Raw genomic sequence first — 18724 nt, 5'->3', positions numbered from 1 at the left:
GGGTGTGGGTGTACCTGTCGAAGGTGGTGCTAGGCGGTGCCGGTCTTGGAGGTGACCTCGTTGGCGAGGATCGCCAGCGATGCCGCCACCGAGTGGTCGAGGTCCTCGACCTCCGAGTGCGCCCTCAGGACCACCATGGACTTCCCCTCGACGGTGACGACCGCACCGGACGGGATGGCCTCGGTGTCGGCGTACTTGCCGGCGGTGTCGATCACCTCGTCCCAGGACGCGCCGTACTCCTCCGACGGAACGGTGAAGTCCACGGCCTCGTCGTGCGCGTTGAAGTACAGCAGGAAGTTGGCGTCCACGATCCGCTGGCCGCGGGCGTCGCGACCCTGGATGCCATGGCCGTTGAGGAAGACACCGATCGAGCGGCCGAAACCGCTGTCCCAGTCCTCGGGGGCCATGAGCTCACCGGTGGTGTCCAGCCATACGATGTCCGGCAGCGCCTCTCCCTCGCCGCGGCGGACCGGGCGTCCGTCGAAGAAACGGCGGCGGCGGAAGGTCGGGTGCTCGGACCGCAGGCGGTTGACCGCTGCCGTGAATTCGAGCAGTGGCTGGTCCATCTTGTCCCAGTGCACCCAGCTCAGCTCGGAGTCCTGGCAGTAGGTGTTGTTGTTGCCCTCCTGGGTGCGTCCCAGTTCGTCACCGTGCAGCAGCATCGGAACGCCCTGCGAGAGCAGGAGCGTCGCGATGAAGTTGCGCTGCTGGCGCACGCGGATCGCCAGGACCTCCGGATCGTCCGTGGGGCCCTCGACGCCGGCGTTCCACGAACGGTTGTGCGATTCGCCGTCGTTGTTGTCCTCGCCGTTGGCCTCGTTGTGCTTCTCGTTGTAGGACACGAGGTCGCGCAGCGTGAAGCCGTCGTGGGCGGTGACGAAGTTGATCGATGCGACGGGGCGCCGGGCCGAGTGCTCGTAGAGGTCTGCCGAGCCCGTGAGGCGTGAGGCGAACTCACCGATGCTCGAGTGCTCTCCACGCCAGAAGTCGCGGACGGTGTCGCGGTACTTGCCGTTCCACTCCGTCCACTGCGGCGGGAAGTTGCCCACCTGGTAGCCACCGGGGCCGACGTCCCACGGCTCGGCGATGAGCTTGACCTGCGAGACTACGGGATCCTGCTGCACGAGCTCGAAGAAGGCCGAGAGGCGGTCCACCTCGTAGAACTCACGCGCCAGGGCGGAGGCGAGGTCGAAGCGGAAGCCGTCCACGTGCATCTCGGTCACCCAGTAGCGCAGCGAATCCATGAGCAGCTGCAGCGCGTGCGGGTTGCCGACATTCAGCGAATTCCCGGTGCCGGTGGTGTCCATGTAGTACTGCTTGTCGTCCTCGACCAGGCGGTAGTAGGCCGAGTTGTCGATGCCGCGCATCGAGAGCGTGGGGCCCATGTGGTTGCCCTCGGCCGTGTGGTTGTAGACGACGTCGAGGATGACCTCGATGCCTGCGAGGTGCAGCTCGCGCACCATGGCCTTGAATTCCTGGACCTGCTCGCCCTGGTCGCCCGTGGAGTTGTACTTGTTGTGCGGCGCGAAGAACCCGATGGTGTTGTAGCCCCAGTAGTTCGAGAGGCCCTTCTCCTGGAGGGTGCTGTCATTTACGAACTGGTGCACGGGCATGAGCTCGATCGCCGTGACGCCGAGCTTCTGCAGGTGCGCAATGACGGACGGGTGGGCGATACCCGCGTACGTTCCGCGCTGGTCCTCAGGGATGTCCGGGTGCAGCTGGGTCAGCCCCTTGACGTGCGCCTCGTAGATGACCGACTGGTGGTACGGCGTGCGCGGCATGCGGTCGCCGTCCCAGTTGAAGAAGGGATTGACGACGACGGCGAGCATCATGTGCGGCGCGGAGTCCTCGTTGTTGACCGAGTTCTCGTCGCCGAAGTTGTAGCCGAACAGTGCCTGGTCCCAGTCGAGATCGCCGGAGATGGCCTTCGCGTAGGGATCGAGGAGGAGCTTGTTGGGGTTGCAGCGGTGTCCCTCGGCCGGGTTGTTGGGGCCGTGCACCCGGTAGCCGTACTTCTGTCCGGGGTTCACATGGGGGAGATAGCCGTGCCAGACATAGCCGTCGATCTCCTTGAGTTCGACGCAGGTCTCGGTGCCCTCGTCATCGAAGAGGCAGAGGACAACGGAGTCCGCGATCTCGCTGTAGAGCGCGAAGTTCGTTCCCGTGCCGTCGTAGGTTGCTCCCAGGGGGTACGCATCGCCGGGCCATAATTCCATGAGTTCTCCTTGGTGTCTTCTGCCGCAGCCGCCACCTGGGCGGCCGCGGTCATACTCGCGGCGTCGGGGTTCTTGTGCCCCGGTCGCATACTTCATACATAGCGCATTGATCTGTCGGTCAGGTTGACCGCGTCCCTCACATCGCTAGGCGACGCTCCTCGAGGAGATCCGCTATGACCGCGCCGATGTCGGCCGGAAGGTCTGAAACCACTATGGGGCCACGCCGGGCAGCACGCTGTCCGGCCCGACCGTGGATCAGGGCTCCCGCCGCGGCGACGGCAGCCCACAGGTCCTCCTCCGCCAGGCCCAGGCGGCTCGCCGCGTGGTCGTCCCCCGCCACGCTTGCGGCGAGTGCCCCGATGATGCCCGAGAGCGTGTCACCGGACCCGGCGCTCGAGAGCCACGGGGTCGCGTCGGTCTGCGCAATGAGGATACCTGACGGCGCTGCGACGACGGTCGTGAAGCCCTTGAGCAGGACGGTGGCTCCGGTGATCTCGGCGACACGGAGCGCAAAATGGGCCGGTTCCGCCTCGATGTCCGACCGCTCGGCGTCGACGCCGCGTTCGGCAAGCACCTGGCGCAGCTCACCGGCGTGCGGCGTCAGGATGACCTGCGGCCCCACGCGCTCGGGGATTCCGGCCAGCGCGCCCGCGTCGACGACGACAGGGAGCCCGGACGTCATGGCGTCGACCGCGCGCCGGCGCTGGTCGTCGTCGTCCACAGCGCCCGGGCCCACGACCCACGCCTGTGACCTGGCATCCGCGACGGAACCGGAGGAGGCGACCGCCTCGGGGTTCCGCTGGTGGATGAGCGACGCGACCGCGTCCGGACCGAGGTAGCGCACCATGCCGATGCCTGTGGCCAGGGCGGCGCCGACGGCCAGCGCGGCTGCGCCCGGGTAGCGGGCCGACCCGGCGGCGACGCCGAGGACACCGCGGGAGTACTTGTGGTCCAGCGGTGTCGGCAGGCGCAGGAGGGCTGCGACGTCCGCGTCGAGCAGACGGCGGGCGGCGGGAGTGAACACCGCGAAGTCGAGTCCGATGTCGACGACGTTCAACTCGCCGGTCGAGACGGCGCCGTTGCCGAGGAGGAGGCCGGGCTTCGCGGCACCGAAGGTCACGGTGGCGTCCGCGGCGAGGACCGGACCGTCGACCAACCCGGTATCGACGCCGATCCCGCTCGGCAGGTCACAGGCGACGACGATCGTGGAGCGCGTGGCCCGGGGTCCGGCGACGTCGTTGAACGCCTCGACGAACGCCCGGGCGCCCCCGCGCAGGCCGCCGGTGGCTCCCGTGCCGAGGATACCGTCGAGAAGGATGTCCGCGCTGGACGCGTGGATCGCGAGGGCCGCAGGGTCCACGCCGTCGTCGAGCCTGACGCTGGTACCGCCTGCTCGCGTGAACGCGGCCAGCGACGCGGTGTGGACGCGGTCGGACAGGAGGATCGCCGTCGCTCCGACGCCCCGGCGCAGGAGCCGCTCCCCCGCGTAGAGGGCGTCCGCGCCGTTGTTGCCACCGCCGGCAAGGACGACGGCGGTAGCTCCATAGGTGCCTCGTCCGGCCTCGCGCAGCAACCCGAGGACGACGCCGAACAGGCCGTGTGCCGCCTTCTGCATCAGGGCATCACCCTGCCCGGCATCGATGAGGGGTGCCTCCGCAGCGCGGACGTCACTCCCGGAGAAGGCTTCAAGCATATGGTCGAGCTTAGCAATAAGCCGAGCGATAATCAGTACGGTTACTATCTGTTGCCCGCCGGGGGCATGCCTTCCGCGACGACCATGGCTGTGGCAAGGCCTCCGTCGTGGCTGATGGACAGGTGCCACGTCTCGACGCCGCGGGCCCGCGCTGCATCGGCTACCGTCCCGTCGACGACGACGGACGGAGCGCCCGCCTCGTCCACGTCGATGGTGCAGTGCTGCCAGTTCATGCCCACGGGAGCACCGAGCGCCTTGGCAATGGCTTCCTTCGCGGCGAAGCGCGCGGCCAGGGACCGGGTGTGGAGCTGGCGCTCCGAGGGCACGAACAGCCGCTCCACGAGGGCCGGTGTGCGCTCGAGTTGCTGCCGGAAGCGTTCGATGTCGACGACGTCCACACCGATCCCCACGATCACGTCGCTGCCCCGCAGGCCGCCGCGGCGTGGAACCGCAGCGACCACACGGCGTGGCACCGCAGCGGCGCTGTGAAGCGACTACTCAACTGTGACCGACTTCGCCAGGTTGCGGGGCTGGTCCACGTCGTAGCCCTTGGCGCTGGCGAGGGCGAGCGCGAAGATCTGCAGTGGAACGGTGGTCAGCAGCGGTGCGAGGAGCGTCGGGGAGGCAGGCACGTAGAAGACGTGCTCGGAGTAGGCCTCCACCGAGGTGTCGCCCTCCTCCGCGATGACGATCGTGACGGCTCCGCGCGCGCGGACCTCCTGGACGTTGGACACCACCTTCGAGTGCAGCGAGTCGCGCGCGCTCGGGGACGGCATGACCACCACGACGGGCTGGCCCTCCTCGATCAGCGCGATCGGCCCGTGCTTGAGCTCGCCGGCAGCGAAGCCCTCCGCATGGATGTAGGCGAGTTCCTTGAGTTTGAGCGCGCCCTCCATGGCCACGGGGAATCCCACGTGGCGGCCGAGGTAGAGCACCGACTTCGCGTTCACCATGTCCGCACCGAGCTGCTTGATCTTGTCGGCGTCGTCGAGGATCGCCTGGATCTTGGCGGGGATCTCCGAGAGGTCGGCGAGCACGTCGGCGATCTCGTCGCGGTATTTGTTGCCGCGCAGCTGCGCGAGGTAGAGGCCCAGCAGGTAGGCGGCGGTGATCTGGGCGAGGAACGCCTTCGTCGAGGCGACGGCGATCTCCGGGCCCGCGTGCGTGTACAGGACCGCATCGGACTCACGCGGGATGGTGGAGCCGTTCGTGTTGCAGATGGCCACCACCTTGGCGCCCTGTTCGCGGGCGTACCGAACGGCCATCAGGGTGTCCATGGTCTCCCCGGACTGGGAGATGGCGACCACGAGGGTCTTCTCGTTGACGATCGGGTCGCGGTAGCGGAACTCGTGGGACAGCTCGACCTCGGTGGGGATGCGGCACCAGTGCTCGATGGCGTACTTGGCCACCTGCCCGGCGTAGGCGGACGTTCCGCACGCGAGCACCACGATCTTGTCGACCGACCGAAGGATCGACTCGTCGATGCGCAGCTCGTCGAGCATGAGGTTGCCCCCGACGTCGGAACGACCGAGGAGGGTCTGGCCCACGGCGTCCGGCTGATCGTGGATCTCCTTCTCCATGAAGGAATCGAAACCGCCCTTCTCCGCAGCGGCGGCGTCCCAGCTGACATGGAACTCCCTACCCTCGGCGGGGGCTCCGAAGAAATCGGTGATGGCGACGTCGTCGGGCGTGATGGTGACGATCTGGTCCTGGCCGAGCTCGACGGCGCGACGCGTGAAGTCGATGAAACCCGAGACGTCGGAGCCGAGGAAGTTCTCGCCGTCGCCCAGTCCGACGACGAGCGGGGAGTTGCGGCGGCCCGCGACGACGGTGCCGGGCTGGTCCTGGTGGATGGCCAGGAGGGTGAAGGCACCCTCGAGGCGCTGGCACGCCTGCTGGAGCGCGAGCGTGAGGATGTCCCCCTCGACGCCGCTCGCCACGAGGCCTCGGTAGACGTATCCGACGAGGGCGGCGGCCACCTCCGTGTCGGTGTCCGAGATGAAGGTCAGGCCCTCACCGGTCAGCTCAACCTTCAGCTCCGCGTAGTTCTCGATGATTCCGTTGTGGATGAGGGCGAGCCTGCCATCGTCGGCCAGGTGCGGGTGCGCGTTCTGGTCGGTCGGTCCGCCATGCGTCGCCCAGCGCGTGTGGCCGATGCCCGTCAGCGACCGGGGCAGCGGGTTCGAGACCAGCTCCCCGATCAGGTTGGTGAGCTTTCCGGCCTTCTTCCGCGACTCGATTCCCGTCGGCGTGATCACAGCGACACCCGCGGAATCGTACCCGCGGTACTCGAGGCGCCGGAGTCCCTCCATGACGACGTCGAGCGCGCCATGCTGCGCTTCTGCCGGTTCCTGATCGAAGGCCGGAGCGACCACATCAAGCGCCGACGTTCCCTGGCCGCGTTCCCTGCTTACATAACCCACAATTCCACACATGTCATCAAGCGTACCGGGGGCTGTGTTTGTTAATGCGCAGGCCACCGGGCAGAATCATCAGGTGAGTGACAGAAGCACGGGCACGCAGCAGGCCACCAGTGCCGAAACCTTCACCCCCTTCGTCGAGCTGGACCGCCAGATGTGGTCCCGGCTGTCGCACGAGATCAGGAGCCCGCTCAACGTCGAGGACGTGCAGCGCCTCCGAGGCCTCGGGGACGCGCTCAACCTCGATGAGGTGCGCGAAGTCTATCTACCCCTCTCCCGCCTGTTGAATCTCTACATCGCTGCAGCCGGCCAGCTGCATGCCGCCACCAACACGTTCCTCGGCGAGACGACCACCAGGACGCCGTTCGTGATCGGTGTGGCGGGATCGGTAGCCGTCGGCAAGTCGACGACGGCGAGGGTGCTCCGTGAGCTCCTGCGCCGCTGGCCCGACACCCCGAACGTGGAACTCATCACCACGGACGGCTTCCTCTATCCGAACGCCGAGCTGGAGCGGCGCGGCCTCATGCAGCGCAAGGGATTCCCGGAGTCCTACGACCGTCGTCGTCTGCTGCGGTTCGTCAGCGAGGTCAAGAGCGGTGCCGCCGAGGTGCGCGCGCCCTGGTATTCGCACCTCACCTACGACATCGTGCCCGAGCGGGAGATCGTGGTGCGGAGGCCCGATGTGCTGATCGTGGAGGGCCTGAACGTCCTCGCGCCGGCCCGCCCGCGGCCGGACGGCATCACCGGACTGGCACTGAGCGATTTCTTCGACTTCTCCATCTACGTCGATGCGAAGACCACCAACATCAAGGAGTGGTACATCCACCGCTTCCAGTCACTGCGCTCCAGCGCGTTCGCCGACCCGGAGTCCTACTTCCACCGGTACGCGGACCTCAGCGACGAGGAGGCGCGCCGGACGGCATCCCGTATCTGGGAGAGCATCAACGAACCCAACCTGCTCGCCAACGTGCTGCCGACGCGCGGCCGCGCACAACTCGTGCTGACCAAGGATGCCGACCACTCGGTCCGACGCATGCTCCTGCGGAAGACCTGACCATGCGCCTCCTGCCGTCGGTGGTGGTGGCGCTCCTGACTGTCACCCTCACGGCGGCCGCCCTCTCGGCGTGCGCGGCTCCGGCGCCGACGGCGGATACGGTCACCAGTGCCGCCTCCACGCCGTCATCGGCACCGCGTCCCGCGGGAGACCTGCCCACGCCACCCGGCGTGCTGCCCGCCCCGGAGCAGCGCGAGCCCGTTCCCGCTGTCACCGGCTCGGGTGCGGCTGCGGGACCGCCGACGGCCCCCCCGACGTCCGCGCCCGTCACGACACCGGCCCCATCGCCGCCTCGATCGCCCTCCGCGACGGCTGCCGCCGCCGGCCTGCACACGGATCCCGGCGCCGTGGACGTCGTCGTCAACAAACGCCGCCCCCTCACTCCGCCCGACTACGCCCCCACCGACCTCCGCCCGCCGGACGTCGCCACCGCCACCGACAACGCCCTCCTGCGCCCCGACGCGGCGACGGCGGTGGAGGAGCTGTTCGCGGCAGCGGGCGAGGACGGCGTGGCACTGGTCGTCGTCAGCGGGTACCGCTCGTACGCGAACCAGGAAGCGACCTACGCCTACTGGGTCGGCGAGTACGGCGACGCGTCGGGCGCGGATACCGTGTCCGCACGGCCGGGCTACTCGGAGCACCAGACGGGACTCGCATTCGACATCGGACAGGCCGACGGCGCCTGCACACTCGTGCTGTGCTTCCGCGACACCCCTGCAGCACAGTGGGCTGCGGCCAACGCGGCCGATTTCGGGATCATCCTCCGCTACCCGCAGGGCTTCGACGGGGTCACCGGGTTCTCGGCGGAGTCCTGGCACTTCCGGTACGTGGGCAGGGACACGTCCCTGGCGATGAGGGCTGCCGGCACCGAGACGCTCGAGGAACACTTCGGCCTGCCGCCGGCACCGTCGTACTGATCACCGGGCCTCACCGAAAGTTCTCACCATGCAGTACCGCTCCGGATAGGTGAACGTCACGGAGCGTTTACGCAGCAGGTCCGGACCGGAAACGCGCGCTCATTAGCCTCGGGGGAAAGCAGGAACACCATCCCTGGAGGACTCCGTGAGCATCGACGAAGCAGCATCCAACCTGGCCCTGGCCCCGGCGCCGGCCGGGACCGCCCCACCGCTGAACCATCGCCCCGGCCGCTGGATCGACAACTGGGACGCGGAGGACCCGACGCAGTGGAACAGCGTCGGCAAGTCCATCGCCAAGCGCAACCTGCAGTGGTCCATCGCCTGTGAGTTCCTCGGTTTCGTGGTCTGGCAGCTCTGGTCCATCGTGGTGGTCTACCTCCCCGCCGCGGGCTTCACGTTCACCACGTCGCAGATCTTCTGGCTGATCTCGATGCCGTCCCTGGTCGGCGCGACACTGCGCATCCCCTACACCTTCATGGTGCCGAGGTTCGGCGGCAGGAACTGGACGATCATCTCCGCCCTGCTCCTCCTGATCCCGTCCATCGGGCTCGCGCTCTGCGTCTCGAACCCGGAGACACCGTTCGGCGTCATGCTCGCCGTCGCTGCGCTCGCCGGCTTCGGCGGTGGTAACTTCGCCAGCTCGATGGCGAACATCACCTTCTTCTACCCGGCCCGCGAGAAGGGCTGGGCGCTCGGCCTCAACGCAGCGGGAGGCAACCTCGGCGCCGCCGTCGCGCAGCTCGTGGTCCCCATCGCCGTGGTGCTCGGTGCCGCCGCGACCCTGAACCTGCCGCTCGCCGGTCTGGTCTGGGTGCCGCTCATCCTGGTCGCCGCGTTCGGCGCCTGGAAATACATGGACAACCTCTCCAGCGCGAAAAGTGATCTCGCCGGCTCCCTGGCGGCCGTCCGCGAGCCACACCTGTGGATCATGGCTTTCCTCTACATCGGGACCTTCGGCTCCTTCATCGGCTTCGCGGGTGTCTTCCCGAAGCTGATCGTCGATTCCTTCCCCGCCTTCTCCACCATCAGCATGGGCGGGGTCACACTGGGCCTGGCCTTCCTCGGCCCGCTGGTCGGTTCCCTCGCCCGGCCCTTCGGCGGACGCCTCGCGGACCGGTTCGGCGGGGCACTCATCACGGTCGGCGCCTTCGCAGTCATGGCGGCGATTGCCCTCTCCGTGGTCTGGACGCTCCCCCTGTCCAACTTCTGGCTCTTCCTCGGACTCTTCCTCGTGCTCTTCGCCGCGGCCGGCGCGGGCAACGGCGCCACGTACCGGATGATCCCGATCATCTTCGCCCGGCGGGGAGCGGCTGCAGGTTCCGGTGAGGTGCGCGAATCCGTGAGCACCGCCCGCAAGTCGGCGGCAGCCCTCGGCCTCATCTCCGCGGTCGGCGCCTACGGCGGCTTCCTCATCCCGCAGGTCCTCAACGCCTCGAAGGGTGCGTCCGGCAGCTACGACGGAGCGTTCTACGGCTTCGTCGCCGGCTACGTCCTGATGCTCGCCGTCACCTGGTTCTTCTACCTCCGCCGCTCCTCGACGCTCGGCAAGGTCTGACGGATGGCGGAGCAGGTGGAGACCGCGACCCACTGCCCCTACTGCGCCCTCCAGTGCGCCATGACCGTCACTGCGGCCCACAGGCGCAGTGACGACCGGAGCGACGCCGTGACTGTCACCGGCCGCGAGTTCCCCACCAACCGCGGTGGCCTCTGCCGGAAGGGCTGGTCCGCAGCCGAACTGCTCCACCACCCGGACCGCCTCACCGCTCCCCTGCTGCGGGGCAGGGACGGCGTCCTGCGCGAGGCGGCCTGGGAGGACGTCCTCCAGCTCATCAGCGAGCGCGTCCAGACCATCCAGGCGCAGCACGGCCGGGACGCCGTCGCGGTCTTCGGCGGTGGTGGCCTCACCAACGAGAAGGCGTACACCCTCGGCAAGTTCGCCCGACTCGCCCTGCGCACCTCCCGGATCGACTACAACGGCAGGTTCTGCATGTCGTCCGCCGCGGCCGCGGGAAACCGGGCCTTCGGCGTCGACCGCGGACTCCCCTTCCCCCTCGAGGACCTCGATACCGCCTCCGTGGTCCTGCTCCTCGGCTCCAATGCCGCGGATACCATGCCGCCCTTCGTCCAGCACCTCCGCGGCGCGCAGGCCGCGGGCGGACTGATCGTCGTCGACCCCCGGCGTTCCGCGACCGCCCGCCTCACCGAGCAGGGCAAGGGCGTCCACCTGCAGCCCACCCCCGGCACGGACCTCGCGCTCCTCCTCGGGCTGGCCCACGTGGTCGTCACCGAGGGCCTCGAGGACCGTCGTTTCCTCGAGTCCCGGACACGCGGGTACGACGACGTCGCACGCGGGCTTGCACGCTGGTGGCCCGAGCGGGTGCAGGGCATCACGGGAGTTCCCGCAACCGCCATCCGCGCGACCGCGCGGTTGCTCGCCCGCGGAGCACGCAGTGGGGCGGATGGCGGGCCCGGCGCCTACATCCTCACCGGGCGGGGCATCGAGCAGCACGCCGACGGTACCGACACCACCACGGCCGCGATCAACCTCGCACTGCTGCTCGGCCTGCCCGGCACCCTGCACAGCGGTTACGGGACCCTCACCGGCCAGGGCAACGGCCAGGGCGGCCGCGAGCACGGGCAGAAGGCGGACCAGCTGCCCGGCTACCGCAAGATCACCGATCCCGCCGCGCGCGCCCACGTCGCATCCGTCTGGAACGTCCCCGAGGACGCCATCCCCGGTCCGGGTCTCCCCGCCGTGGAGCTCCTCGCATCCCTCGGCCAGCCCGGCGGCACCCGCTGCCTCTTCGTGCACGGCGCGAACATCGCGGTCTCGGCCCCGAATGCCTCGACGGTGATGGACGGCCTCCGTTCCCTCGATCTCCTCGTCGTCTCCGATTTCTTCCTGTCGGAGACCGCGGCCATGGCCGACGTCGTCCTGCCGGTCCTGCAGTGGGCCGAGGAGGAGGGCACCGTCACCAACCTCGAGGGCCGCATCCTCCGACGTCGCCCCGCCGTCCTCCCACCCGCCGGCGCCCGCAGCGAACTGTGGATCATGCAGGAGCTCGCGCGGCTGCTCGACGCTCCCTCCCTCTTCAGCGAGGACCCCGCGACGATGTTCGACGAGCTCGCCCGCGCGAGCGCCGGCGGCCTCGCCGACTACTCCGGGCTCGACTACGCCGTGCTCGACACCGAGGTCCCCGCCTACTGGCCCTACCCGAGCGGAAGCACCGGTACCCCCCGCCTGTTCCTCGATACCTTCGCCCACCCGTCCGGACACGCCGTGCTGGTACCGGTCTCCCCCCGGATCGACGCGAACGCCGCCCGCTTCCCCGCCCCCCTGCTCCTCGCGACGGGCCGCCTTCTCGAGCACTACCAGTCGGGCACGCAGACGCGGCGTGTCCCGGAACTGCTCGCGGCCCAGCCCGGAGCCCGCCTGCAACTCCACCCCGCCACGGCGCAGGACCTCGGCATCAGCCAGGGCGAGGCCGTCGTCGTCTCGAGCGCCCACGGCGAAGCCCACGCCGTCGCAGACCTGACCACGGACATCCGCCAGGACACCGTCTTCCTCGCCTTCCATTACGCAGGGTCCGGCAGCGCCAACCTCCTCACGGGCAGCGCCACGGACCCGGTCTCGGGCATGCCGGAGTTCAAGACGACGCCGGTCCGGGTATCTGCCCTGTCAACCCACGCGCGCGGCGAGGCTGCGCATCACCGGGAGGTCTTCGCATGAGCAGCACCGACGCACCCGTGCCGGAACGGATCGTCGTGGTGGGCTTCGGGCCCGTCGCGGCCCGGCTCGTCGAGCACCTCGAGCCACTCGTCGCCGCGGGAACGGTCGCTCTGACGGTGATCGGCCAGGAGCAGGACGCCGCGTACAACCGGGTGCTCGTTGCGGACGTCGCCGTCGGCCGTACGTCGGAGGCCGCCATCCGGCTCGCGGACGCGGCTGCGCTCATCGCCCTGGGTATCGACGTACGGCTCGGCGCGCACGTCGCGAGGGTGGACCGGCCCTTCCGGCGGGTCCTGCTCGACGACGGACAGGCCATCGGATACGACCGGCTCGTCCTCGCCACCGGGTCCCGCCCCCTCCTGCCCCGGCTCGACGGTCTGGACGGTGCGCGCTCTCTCCCGCCGGGCGTCAGCTTCCTCCGCGACCTCCGTGACGCGCGTGCCGTGTCGGCAGCCCTGGCCGCCCAGGAACGCATCGTGGTGCTGGGCGGCGGCATCCTCGGCATCGAGGCCGCCCTCGCCGCCGCCGAGGAAGGAGGCCGGGTCACGCTCGTCCACAACGGCCGGGCACCCATGGAGCGGTTCCTCGGTGAGGGCGCCAGGGTCCTGGCTGCCGCGCTGACGAAAGCCGGCATCACCGTGGTGGGCGGCGCCTCCACCGGGATCACGGTAACGGACGGACACTTCTCGGGGCTCATGCTCGAGGGCGGAACCCTGGTCGACGGCGGTGCCCTCGTGCTCGCCTGCGGCGTGCGTCCGCGGACCGAGCTCGCCGACGGCTGCGACCTGAACACCGCCGCCGGCATCCTCGTGGACCACGAGCTACGCGCGCTCGACACCCGGGACATCTGGGCCATCGGTGACTGCGCCGAAGTGCGCTGCTGGGACGGCTCCTGCCTGGCCTGCGCCGGTGTCACCACTCCGCAGGGCCTGATCGGGCCGGGCTGGCAGCAGGCCGACCAGCTCGGCATGGCCTTCGCCGCCGAGCTGTCCGGCACCCCGGCTGCCGTCGTCGGCCCTCCTGACCGGCGAAGTGCCGTCCTCGTGCTCAAGGCCCGGGGCGTGGATGCCGTCACCGCGGGTGAGACGGACGTGGATCCGTGGACTGTGGAACCCGGGCTGGCCGTCGCCGTCTGGACGGACCCGGGGCACGGGCGCTACGCCAAGATGGTCACGCGCGACGGCGTGCTGACGGGCCTGGTCTGCGTGGGCATGCCGCGGACCGGCGCCGAGCTGGTGTTGCTCTTCGAACGCCGGAGCGAGCTGCCCGCCGACCGCTCCAGCCTCCTGCGGCTCGACAGCATCGAGGGAGCCGTCGCAGCCCTGCCGCCCGGGCCGGACGCGACCCTGTGCCGGTGCGCGGGAGTCACGCACGGCGCGGTGCAGGAGTCCGTCCAGCGGGGGTGCGCTTCGGTGAAGGAGGTCTCGGCGGGCACGCGGGCCGGGACCGGATGCGGGAGCTGCCACGACGACATCAGGGCCGTGATCGAACAGCACTTCTCCGTCGCGGTGGCATCCTGAGGGGCGCTGGCGTCGTGAGGGGCGCTGGCGTCGTGAGGGGCGCTGGCGTCCTGAGGGGTGCTGGCGTCCTGAGGGGTGCTGGCGTCCTGAGGCAGGGGTGCTACACGTGCAGCCGATACCCGCGCTTGACCACGGTCTCCACCAGCTGCGGGTCGGGCAGGGACTTCCGCAGCCGGTTGACGTTCATGTCGAGTGCATGGCCGGCACCCGTGTGGGCGAGCAGGTTCGTCAGGGCGTCGCGGCTGAGGACCGCGCCGCGTGCCGACAGCAGCGCCTTGAACAGCACGAGCTGGGCCGGCGCGAGGTCCACCTGCATGTCGTCGACCCGGACGGACCTGCCGCGCACCTCGACGTACCCGGCACGCGTTCGCAGTTGCTCCACATGGTGCTCGGCGAGGTGGTCGCACACCAGGCGGATCAGCGCGCCCATCCGGAAGCGCTCGGGGACAATCGGCTCGATCCCGGCGTCGATCAGGGGCTGCGCGGTGACCGGCCCGACCGCCGCGGCGAGGACGCTCCGCTGGAAGCGCCGGACGAGTTCCTCCTGGAGGCCCTGCTCGGCCGCCGTGCTGAAGAGGGCGTCGACGGCGGGCGCACTCGTGAAGGTGACGCAGTCCAGCTGCCCGGCGCACACGGCGTCGATCAGGCGCGGCAGGCGTTCGGAGCCCTCGGGCTTGATCCACCGGTAGGGCGTGACGGTGAGGAGGGTTGCTCCCGCGGCCCGCAACCGGGCCAGCTGGTGCGCGTCGGCGTAGGCGTGCAGTTGCACGCCGATGGTGAGGCCGGACAGGTCCTGCTGCAGCAGTTCGTCCACGAGCGTCGCCGTCGTCTCGTCGGAACTGATGCCGACGTCGTCGAGCCCTGCCGCTCGTACCGCTCCCCTGGCCTTGGGTCCGCGCACATAGATGCGTCCCCCGCCGAGCACGTCGAGGAGGTCGTCGCCGAGCCCTGCCGCGTCCGCCGCCTCGAACCAGCGCCGCATTCCGTAGGCCGTGGTGATGATGAACAGGTCGGGCCGGGCCTCGACCATCGCCGCGGTGTCGGCGAGCAGCTCGACGTCCTCGGCGATGGGCGCGATCTTCAGGGCGGGCGCGTGCAGTACGGACGCACCACGCCTCTCCAGGGCGTCGATGAGGTCGCCCGAGCGGCGGTCCGAGGTCACGCCGATGCGGAATCCGACGAGCTGACCCCCTGCCGGGTCCGCGCGGATCGCCTCGGTCATGATGCCAGCGATTCGGTCAGGCGCGCGAGGTGGGCGGCTTCGCCCTGCAGGTCGAGGCCTACGCGCACCACTTCGCCGATCACCAGCACGGCAGGCGACTGGCAGCGTGCGGCACCCGCCGCCGTCACGATGGTGGAGAGGGTTCCGGCCGTCGTCCGTTGCGACGCGCTGTACCCGCGCTCGATTACGGCGACAGGCATGTCCGCCCGCATGCCGGCCCGCCCGAGGCCGGCGACGAGTTGCGGAAGCGTGGAGACGCCCATCAGGACGACGACGGTCCCGCCCAGGCCTGCCAGGTGGAGGTGCTCCTCGTCCGTCAGGGGTGCGTGGCCGGAGACGACCGTGAACAGATGGCTGACTCCGCGGTGCGTGACCGGGATGCCCGCGGCGGCCGGCACGGAGATCGCGGAGCTGACGCCCGGGACCACGCGGCACGGCACTCCAGCCTGGATGCAGGCGGCGAGCTCCTCGCTGCCGCGTCCGAAGACGAAGGGGTCCCCGCCCTTGAGCCGGACGACGTGCCGCCCGGCCCGCGCGTGGTGGACCAGGAGGTCGTTGATGCCGGACTGCGGGACGCGATGGTGCCCCGGCAGCTTCCCGACGTCGATCAACTCGGCCGCCGGAGCTAGCTCCGCCAGCGCCTCCGTGGGCGCCAGGCGGTCGTACAGGACGATGTCGGCTTCCCGCAGTGCTTCCGCGGCGTCCAGGGTCAGCAGCCCCAGCGCGCCCGGTCCACCTCCGATCAGGGTCACGTGACCGGCCTCCACGGCAGCAGCCTCCCGGGTGAGCAGGACTCCGGCCTGGCGGCACTGATCCTGCAGCGAGCCTCCGCCGTCGGGTCCTCGCGGAGGTGCCTGTCCGTCCGCCGGCGCCCCCTCCACCAGGACCACGAGGTCCGCGGCGTCGAGCTCGGCCTGAGTCGCTGCGGCCTGATCCTGCAGGCGCTCGACGTCGGCTCCCGCGGCCCGATACCGTGCCACCACCCTGCGTGAGAGCCGCTCCGCCCCGATGACCAGGACGCGCCTGGCTGCCAGATCGATCTCGAGGTTCATGATCAGCCTTCCCTCAGTGCTGGAGCTCCGGTTGCGGCGCGGACGGGGATCGCCACACCGAGGCCCACGCGGCGGGCGCCGGCCTCGATCTCGGCCGGAGTGGCGGGGCGCTGCTGCCCGCGCTCCTCGACGAGGACGATCGACTGGTCTGCGGCGTCGGGAGCGTTGACGAAGGAGCGGAACCGGCGAAGCCGGTCGGGATCCTTCAGCGTCGCCGCCCATTCATCCTCGTAGTGCTCCACGTGCCGGGCCATGGCCGCCTCGAGGTCCTCGGCGATCCCGAGGGAATCGTTGATGACGACGTCGCGCACATGCTCGAGGCCGCCGTCGAGGTCATCCATCCAGCGTGCTGTCCGCTGCATGCGATCCGCGGTCCGGATGTAGTACATGAGGTAGCGGTCGATGTAGCGGATAAGGGTCTCGCCGTCGAGGTCCTGGGCGAGGAGCTGGGCGTGCGCGGGCTGGAAACCGCCGTTGCCTCCGACGTACATGTTCCAGCCCTGGTCCGTGGCGATCACGCCCACGTCCTTGCTGCGTGCCTCCGCACACTCCCGGGCGCACCCCGAGACGCCCATCTTGAACTTGTGCGGCGCGCGGAGCCCGCGGTACCGCATCTCGAGGTCGATCGCCATGGCCACCGAATCCTGCACGCCGAAGCGGCACCAGGTGGACCCCACGCAGGACTTCACGTTGCGGAGGGCCTTCCCGTAGGCCTGCCCGGACTCGAACCCCGCCTCGACGAGGATCTTCCAGATCTCCGGGAGCTGCTCCAGGCGGGCCCCGAAGAGGTCGATGCGCAGCGCTCCGGTGAGCTTGACGTACAGGCCGAACTGCTCGGCGACCTGCGCGATCACGGCGAGCTTCTGCGGAGTGATCTCCCCACCCGGGATGCGCGGCACCACCGAGTAGGTGCCGTTGCGCTGCATGTTCGCGAGCGCCCGGTCATTGGTGTCCTGCAGGGCGCCGCGGCCGCCGTCGAGCACGTACTCCCCGCGCTGGGTGGCGAGGATGGAGCCGATGGCGGGCTTGCAGATGTCGCAGCCGTGGCCGGTCTTCGCCTCGTCCGTGACGCCGAAGCGCTGGATGATGTCCTGGAAGGAAGCCAGGTCGAGGGCCTGGATCGCTTCGAACAGTTCGGGCCGTGACATCGCGAAGTGTTCGCAGATGCCCCGTGAGACAGTCTTTCCCGCCTTCGTGAGTTCGCTGTCCAGCAGCTTCTTGAGCATGGGTACACAGGAACCGCACTGGGTCCCGGCGCGGGAACAGGCCTTGAGTGACGGCATGTCGAGGGCGGGCTCCACCGCGGCACCGTCCTCATCCAGTCCATGCACCGCGGAGCGGCACGCACCGGCGGTGACGTTGTTGCAGGAGCAGAGGATGACGTCGTCGGGCAGCTCCGACTGGGGCGCCTCACCGCCGGCGGAGGACAGGTAGGCGCCGGGCTCGGCCGGGAGTTCCCGTCCCAGCAGGGGCCGGAGTGCCGAGTAGGGCGCTGCGTCGCCGACGAAGATGCCTCCGAGGAGCGTCTTCGCATCATCAGTCACCACGAGTTTCTGGTACAGCCCGCGGGCCGGGTCGGCGTAGACGATCTCGAGGCTCCCCTCCGCCTCCGCGAGCGCATCTCCGAAACTCGCCACCTCGACACCCGAGAGCTTGAGCTTGGTCGCGGTGTCGAAGCCGGGGAACGTGGACAGGCCGCCGAGGATGCCGTCCGCGCAGACCTCGGCCATGGCGTTGGCCGGGGCCACGAGGCCCATGCTGACACCCTCGTAGCTCGCCACCTCACCGATGGCCCACACGCCGGGCATCGCGGTCTCGCAGCCGGCGCCGATCACCACACCGCCGCGCGGTGCCACCTCGAGCCCTGCCTCGCGTGCCAGTTCGTCGCGGGGCCGGATGCCGACGGCGAAGACCACCAGGTCCGCGGAGAGCATGGTCCCGTCGCTCAGGCCCACGGCGGTGACGCGGCCGTCGTCGTCCGTGTCGATCGACGTCGGTGCGCCGCCGCAGTGGATGCCGAGTCCCTTCGCCGTGATGAGGCGGCCGAGCGCCTGGCCGGCGCCCTGGTCGAGTTGTGCGTTCATGAGCCAGCCGGCGCGGTTGACCACGGTCGCCTCGGCACCGAGGTACTGCAGCCCGCCGGCCGCCTCGAGGCCGAGGAGCCCGCCGCCGATGACGACGGCGCGGGGCGCCCGCCCGAGTTCGGCCGACAGGCGGGCCGTTTCGGTGCGCAGCCACTGCACGTCGTCGAGGGTGCGATAGACGGCTGCCTGCTCGCCGTTGGCCAGGGGCAACCGCACAGCGTCGGACCCGGTGGCGAGGACGACGTCGTCGTACGCGTACGTCCCACCCGACGCCCCGACGACGCACCGCGCCGCGAGGTCGAGCCGGACGGCTCGCTCCCCCGTGACGAGGCTGATGGCGGGCTCCCGCCACATGAGCGGTTCGCCCAGCGCGAGGTCGACGTCGCCCGTCAGTGCGCTGCTCAGCGCCACGCGGTCGTACGGTGGGTGCGCCTCCTCGGTCAGGACCGTGATGTGCAGGCCGTCCGTGCCGCGCCGCCAGAGCGCTTCGACGAAGCGGTGAGCCGCGGGTCCACCGCCGACGACGACGATGCGCCGGTCCGTCGGTGCCGGGGCGCCCTCAGCGGGCCGGGATGATCGCGTCTCGCTCATTGTGGTGCCTTCCGTCCGGACCTGGTGGTCCTGCTCCTGGTTCCACACTACGAAGGCGCGGTGTCCCCTATGTGTCGCCCATGTATCGCGACGTTAACTTCGCGCTCACGGGACCGCTGGAGCATGGTGAGCCGCTCGTTACCGTGACGCAACAGCCCCGGGACGTGGGCGACACGTGCGGTGCCTAGCGTTGACCCCAACGCAGAGCGGAGACGTCAGCCACCA

Annotated in this window: 12 protein-coding genes; 5 read left to right on the top strand and 7 right to left on the bottom strand. The window is 69.9% G+C overall.

Going from position 1 to position 18724, the window contains the following annotated elements:
• Window positions 1–29: 29 nt before the first annotated feature.
• From glgX to glmS, 4 genes are all read right to left on the bottom strand, one after another.
• Window positions 30–2216 carry a glycogen debranching protein GlgX gene (gene glgX / locus RCH21_RS06940; protein ID WP_120147039.1) on the bottom strand — a complete coding sequence of 729 codons (2187 nt, stop codon included), beginning with the start codon at window positions 2214–2216 and terminating at the stop codon, window positions 30–32.
• Window positions 2217–2352: 136 nt separating this feature from the next.
• Window positions 2353–3909, bottom strand: a complete 1557-nt coding sequence (locus RCH21_RS06935) for a bifunctional ADP-dependent NAD(P)H-hydrate dehydratase/NAD(P)H-hydrate epimerase (RefSeq protein ID WP_326963723.1) — start codon at window positions 3907–3909, stop codon at window positions 2353–2355.
• Between the two features lie 44 nt (window positions 3910–3953).
• Entirely contained in the window at window positions 3954–4325 is a 372-nt protein-coding gene (locus tag RCH21_RS06930; RefSeq protein WP_120147547.1) for a holo-ACP synthase, read from the bottom strand.
• Between the two features lie 78 nt (window positions 4326–4403).
• Window positions 4404–6344 (bottom strand): glutamine--fructose-6-phosphate transaminase (isomerizing), encoded by a 1941-nt coding sequence (glmS, locus tag RCH21_RS06925; protein WP_326963722.1) that lies wholly within the window; start codon window positions 6342–6344, stop codon window positions 4404–4406.
• A 61-nt stretch (window positions 6345–6405) separates the two neighbouring features.
• On the opposite strand from glmS, the gene coaA reads away from it, so the two are divergent.
• The 5 genes from coaA to RCH21_RS06900 all read left to right on the top strand — a co-directional run bounded on the left by coaA (window position 6406) and on the right by RCH21_RS06900 (window position 13550).
• On the top strand, window positions 6406–7383 hold the full coding sequence (coaA, locus tag RCH21_RS06920; RefSeq protein ID WP_326963721.1) for a type I pantothenate kinase: 978 nt from the start codon (window positions 6406–6408) through the stop codon (window positions 7381–7383).
• A 2-nt stretch (window positions 7384–7385) separates the two neighbouring features.
• Window positions 7386–8300 (top strand): M15 family metallopeptidase, encoded by a 915-nt coding sequence (locus RCH21_RS06915; RefSeq protein ID WP_326963720.1) that lies wholly within the window; start codon window positions 7386–7388, stop codon window positions 8298–8300.
• A gap of 145 nt (window positions 8301–8445) precedes the next feature.
• Complete coding sequence (locus RCH21_RS06910; RefSeq protein ID WP_326963719.1) at window positions 8446–9855, top strand: MFS transporter; 1410 nt, start codon at window positions 8446–8448, stop codon at window positions 9853–9855.
• 3 nt (window positions 9856–9858) lie between these two features.
• The gene (locus RCH21_RS06905; protein WP_326963718.1) at window positions 9859–12030 is read left to right on the top strand and encodes a molybdopterin oxidoreductase family protein; all 2172 of its coding nucleotides are present in this window, start codon (window positions 9859–9861) and stop codon (window positions 12028–12030) included.
• Entirely contained in the window at window positions 12027–13550 is a 1524-nt protein-coding gene (locus RCH21_RS06900) for an FAD-dependent oxidoreductase (RefSeq protein ID WP_326963717.1), read from the top strand. Before RCH21_RS06905 ends, RCH21_RS06900 begins: the two co-directional genes overlap by 4 nt.
• A gap of 100 nt (window positions 13551–13650) precedes the next feature.
• On the opposite strand, the gene RCH21_RS06895 is transcribed toward RCH21_RS06900, so the two are convergent.
• The 3 genes from RCH21_RS06895 to nirB are packed head-to-tail and all read right to left on the bottom strand — an operon-like array spanning window position 13651 to window position 18499.
• Window positions 13651–14772, bottom strand: a complete 1122-nt coding sequence (locus RCH21_RS06895) for a uroporphyrinogen-III synthase (protein ID WP_326963716.1) — start codon at window positions 14770–14772, stop codon at window positions 13651–13653.
• Window positions 14769–15824, bottom strand: a complete 1056-nt coding sequence (gene cobA, locus RCH21_RS06890; protein ID WP_326963715.1) for a uroporphyrinogen-III C-methyltransferase — start codon at window positions 15822–15824, stop codon at window positions 14769–14771. Before cobA ends, RCH21_RS06895 begins: the two co-directional genes overlap by 4 nt.
• A gap of 2 nt (window positions 15825–15826) precedes the next feature.
• The gene (gene nirB, locus RCH21_RS06885; RefSeq protein ID WP_326963714.1) at window positions 15827–18499 is read right to left on the bottom strand and encodes a nitrite reductase large subunit NirB; all 2673 of its coding nucleotides are present in this window, start codon (window positions 18497–18499) and stop codon (window positions 15827–15829) included.
• Window positions 18500–18724: the final 225 nt, after the last annotated feature.

It is taken from the genome of Arthrobacter sp. PL16 (assembly GCF_035985055.1).
Taxonomy (GTDB): domain Bacteria; phylum Actinomycetota; class Actinomycetes; order Actinomycetales; family Micrococcaceae; genus Arthrobacter_D; species Arthrobacter_D cheniae.
The sequence above is the reverse complement of the archived record's forward strand: the minus strand, read 5'-3'. Positions and strand labels throughout refer to the sequence as shown.

What these genes read in the sequence shown, in the direction of transcription:
- glgX (WP_120147039.1), bottom strand. Translation starts at nt 2,216, where the DNA reads ATGGAATTATGGCCCGGCGATGCGTACCCCCTGGGAGCAACCTACGAC.
- RCH21_RS06935 (WP_326963723.1), bottom strand. Translation starts at nt 3,909, where the DNA reads ATGCTTGAAGCCTTCTCCGGGAGTGACGTCCGCGCTGCGGAGGCACCC.
- glmS (WP_326963722.1), bottom strand. Translation starts at nt 6,344, where the DNA reads ATGTGTGGAATTGTGGGTTATGTAAGCAGGGAACGCGGCCAGGGAACG.
- RCH21_RS06915 (WP_326963720.1), top strand. Translation starts at nt 7,386, where the DNA reads ATGCGCCTCCTGCCGTCGGTGGTGGTGGCGCTCCTGACTGTCACCCTC.
- RCH21_RS06905 (WP_326963718.1), top strand. Translation starts at nt 9,859, where the DNA reads ATGGCGGAGCAGGTGGAGACCGCGACCCACTGCCCCTACTGCGCCCTC.
- RCH21_RS06900 (WP_326963717.1), top strand. Translation starts at nt 12,027, where the DNA reads ATGAGCAGCACCGACGCACCCGTGCCGGAACGGATCGTCGTGGTGGGC.
- RCH21_RS06895 (WP_326963716.1), bottom strand. Translation starts at nt 14,772, where the DNA reads ATGACCGAGGCGATCCGCGCGGACCCGGCAGGGGGTCAGCTCGTCGGA.
- cobA (WP_326963715.1), bottom strand. Translation starts at nt 15,824, where the DNA reads ATGAACCTCGAGATCGATCTGGCAGCCAGGCGCGTCCTGGTCATCGGG.
- nirB (WP_326963714.1), bottom strand. Translation starts at nt 18,499, where the DNA reads ATGAGCGAGACGCGATCATCCCGGCCCGCTGAGGGCGCCCCGGCACCG.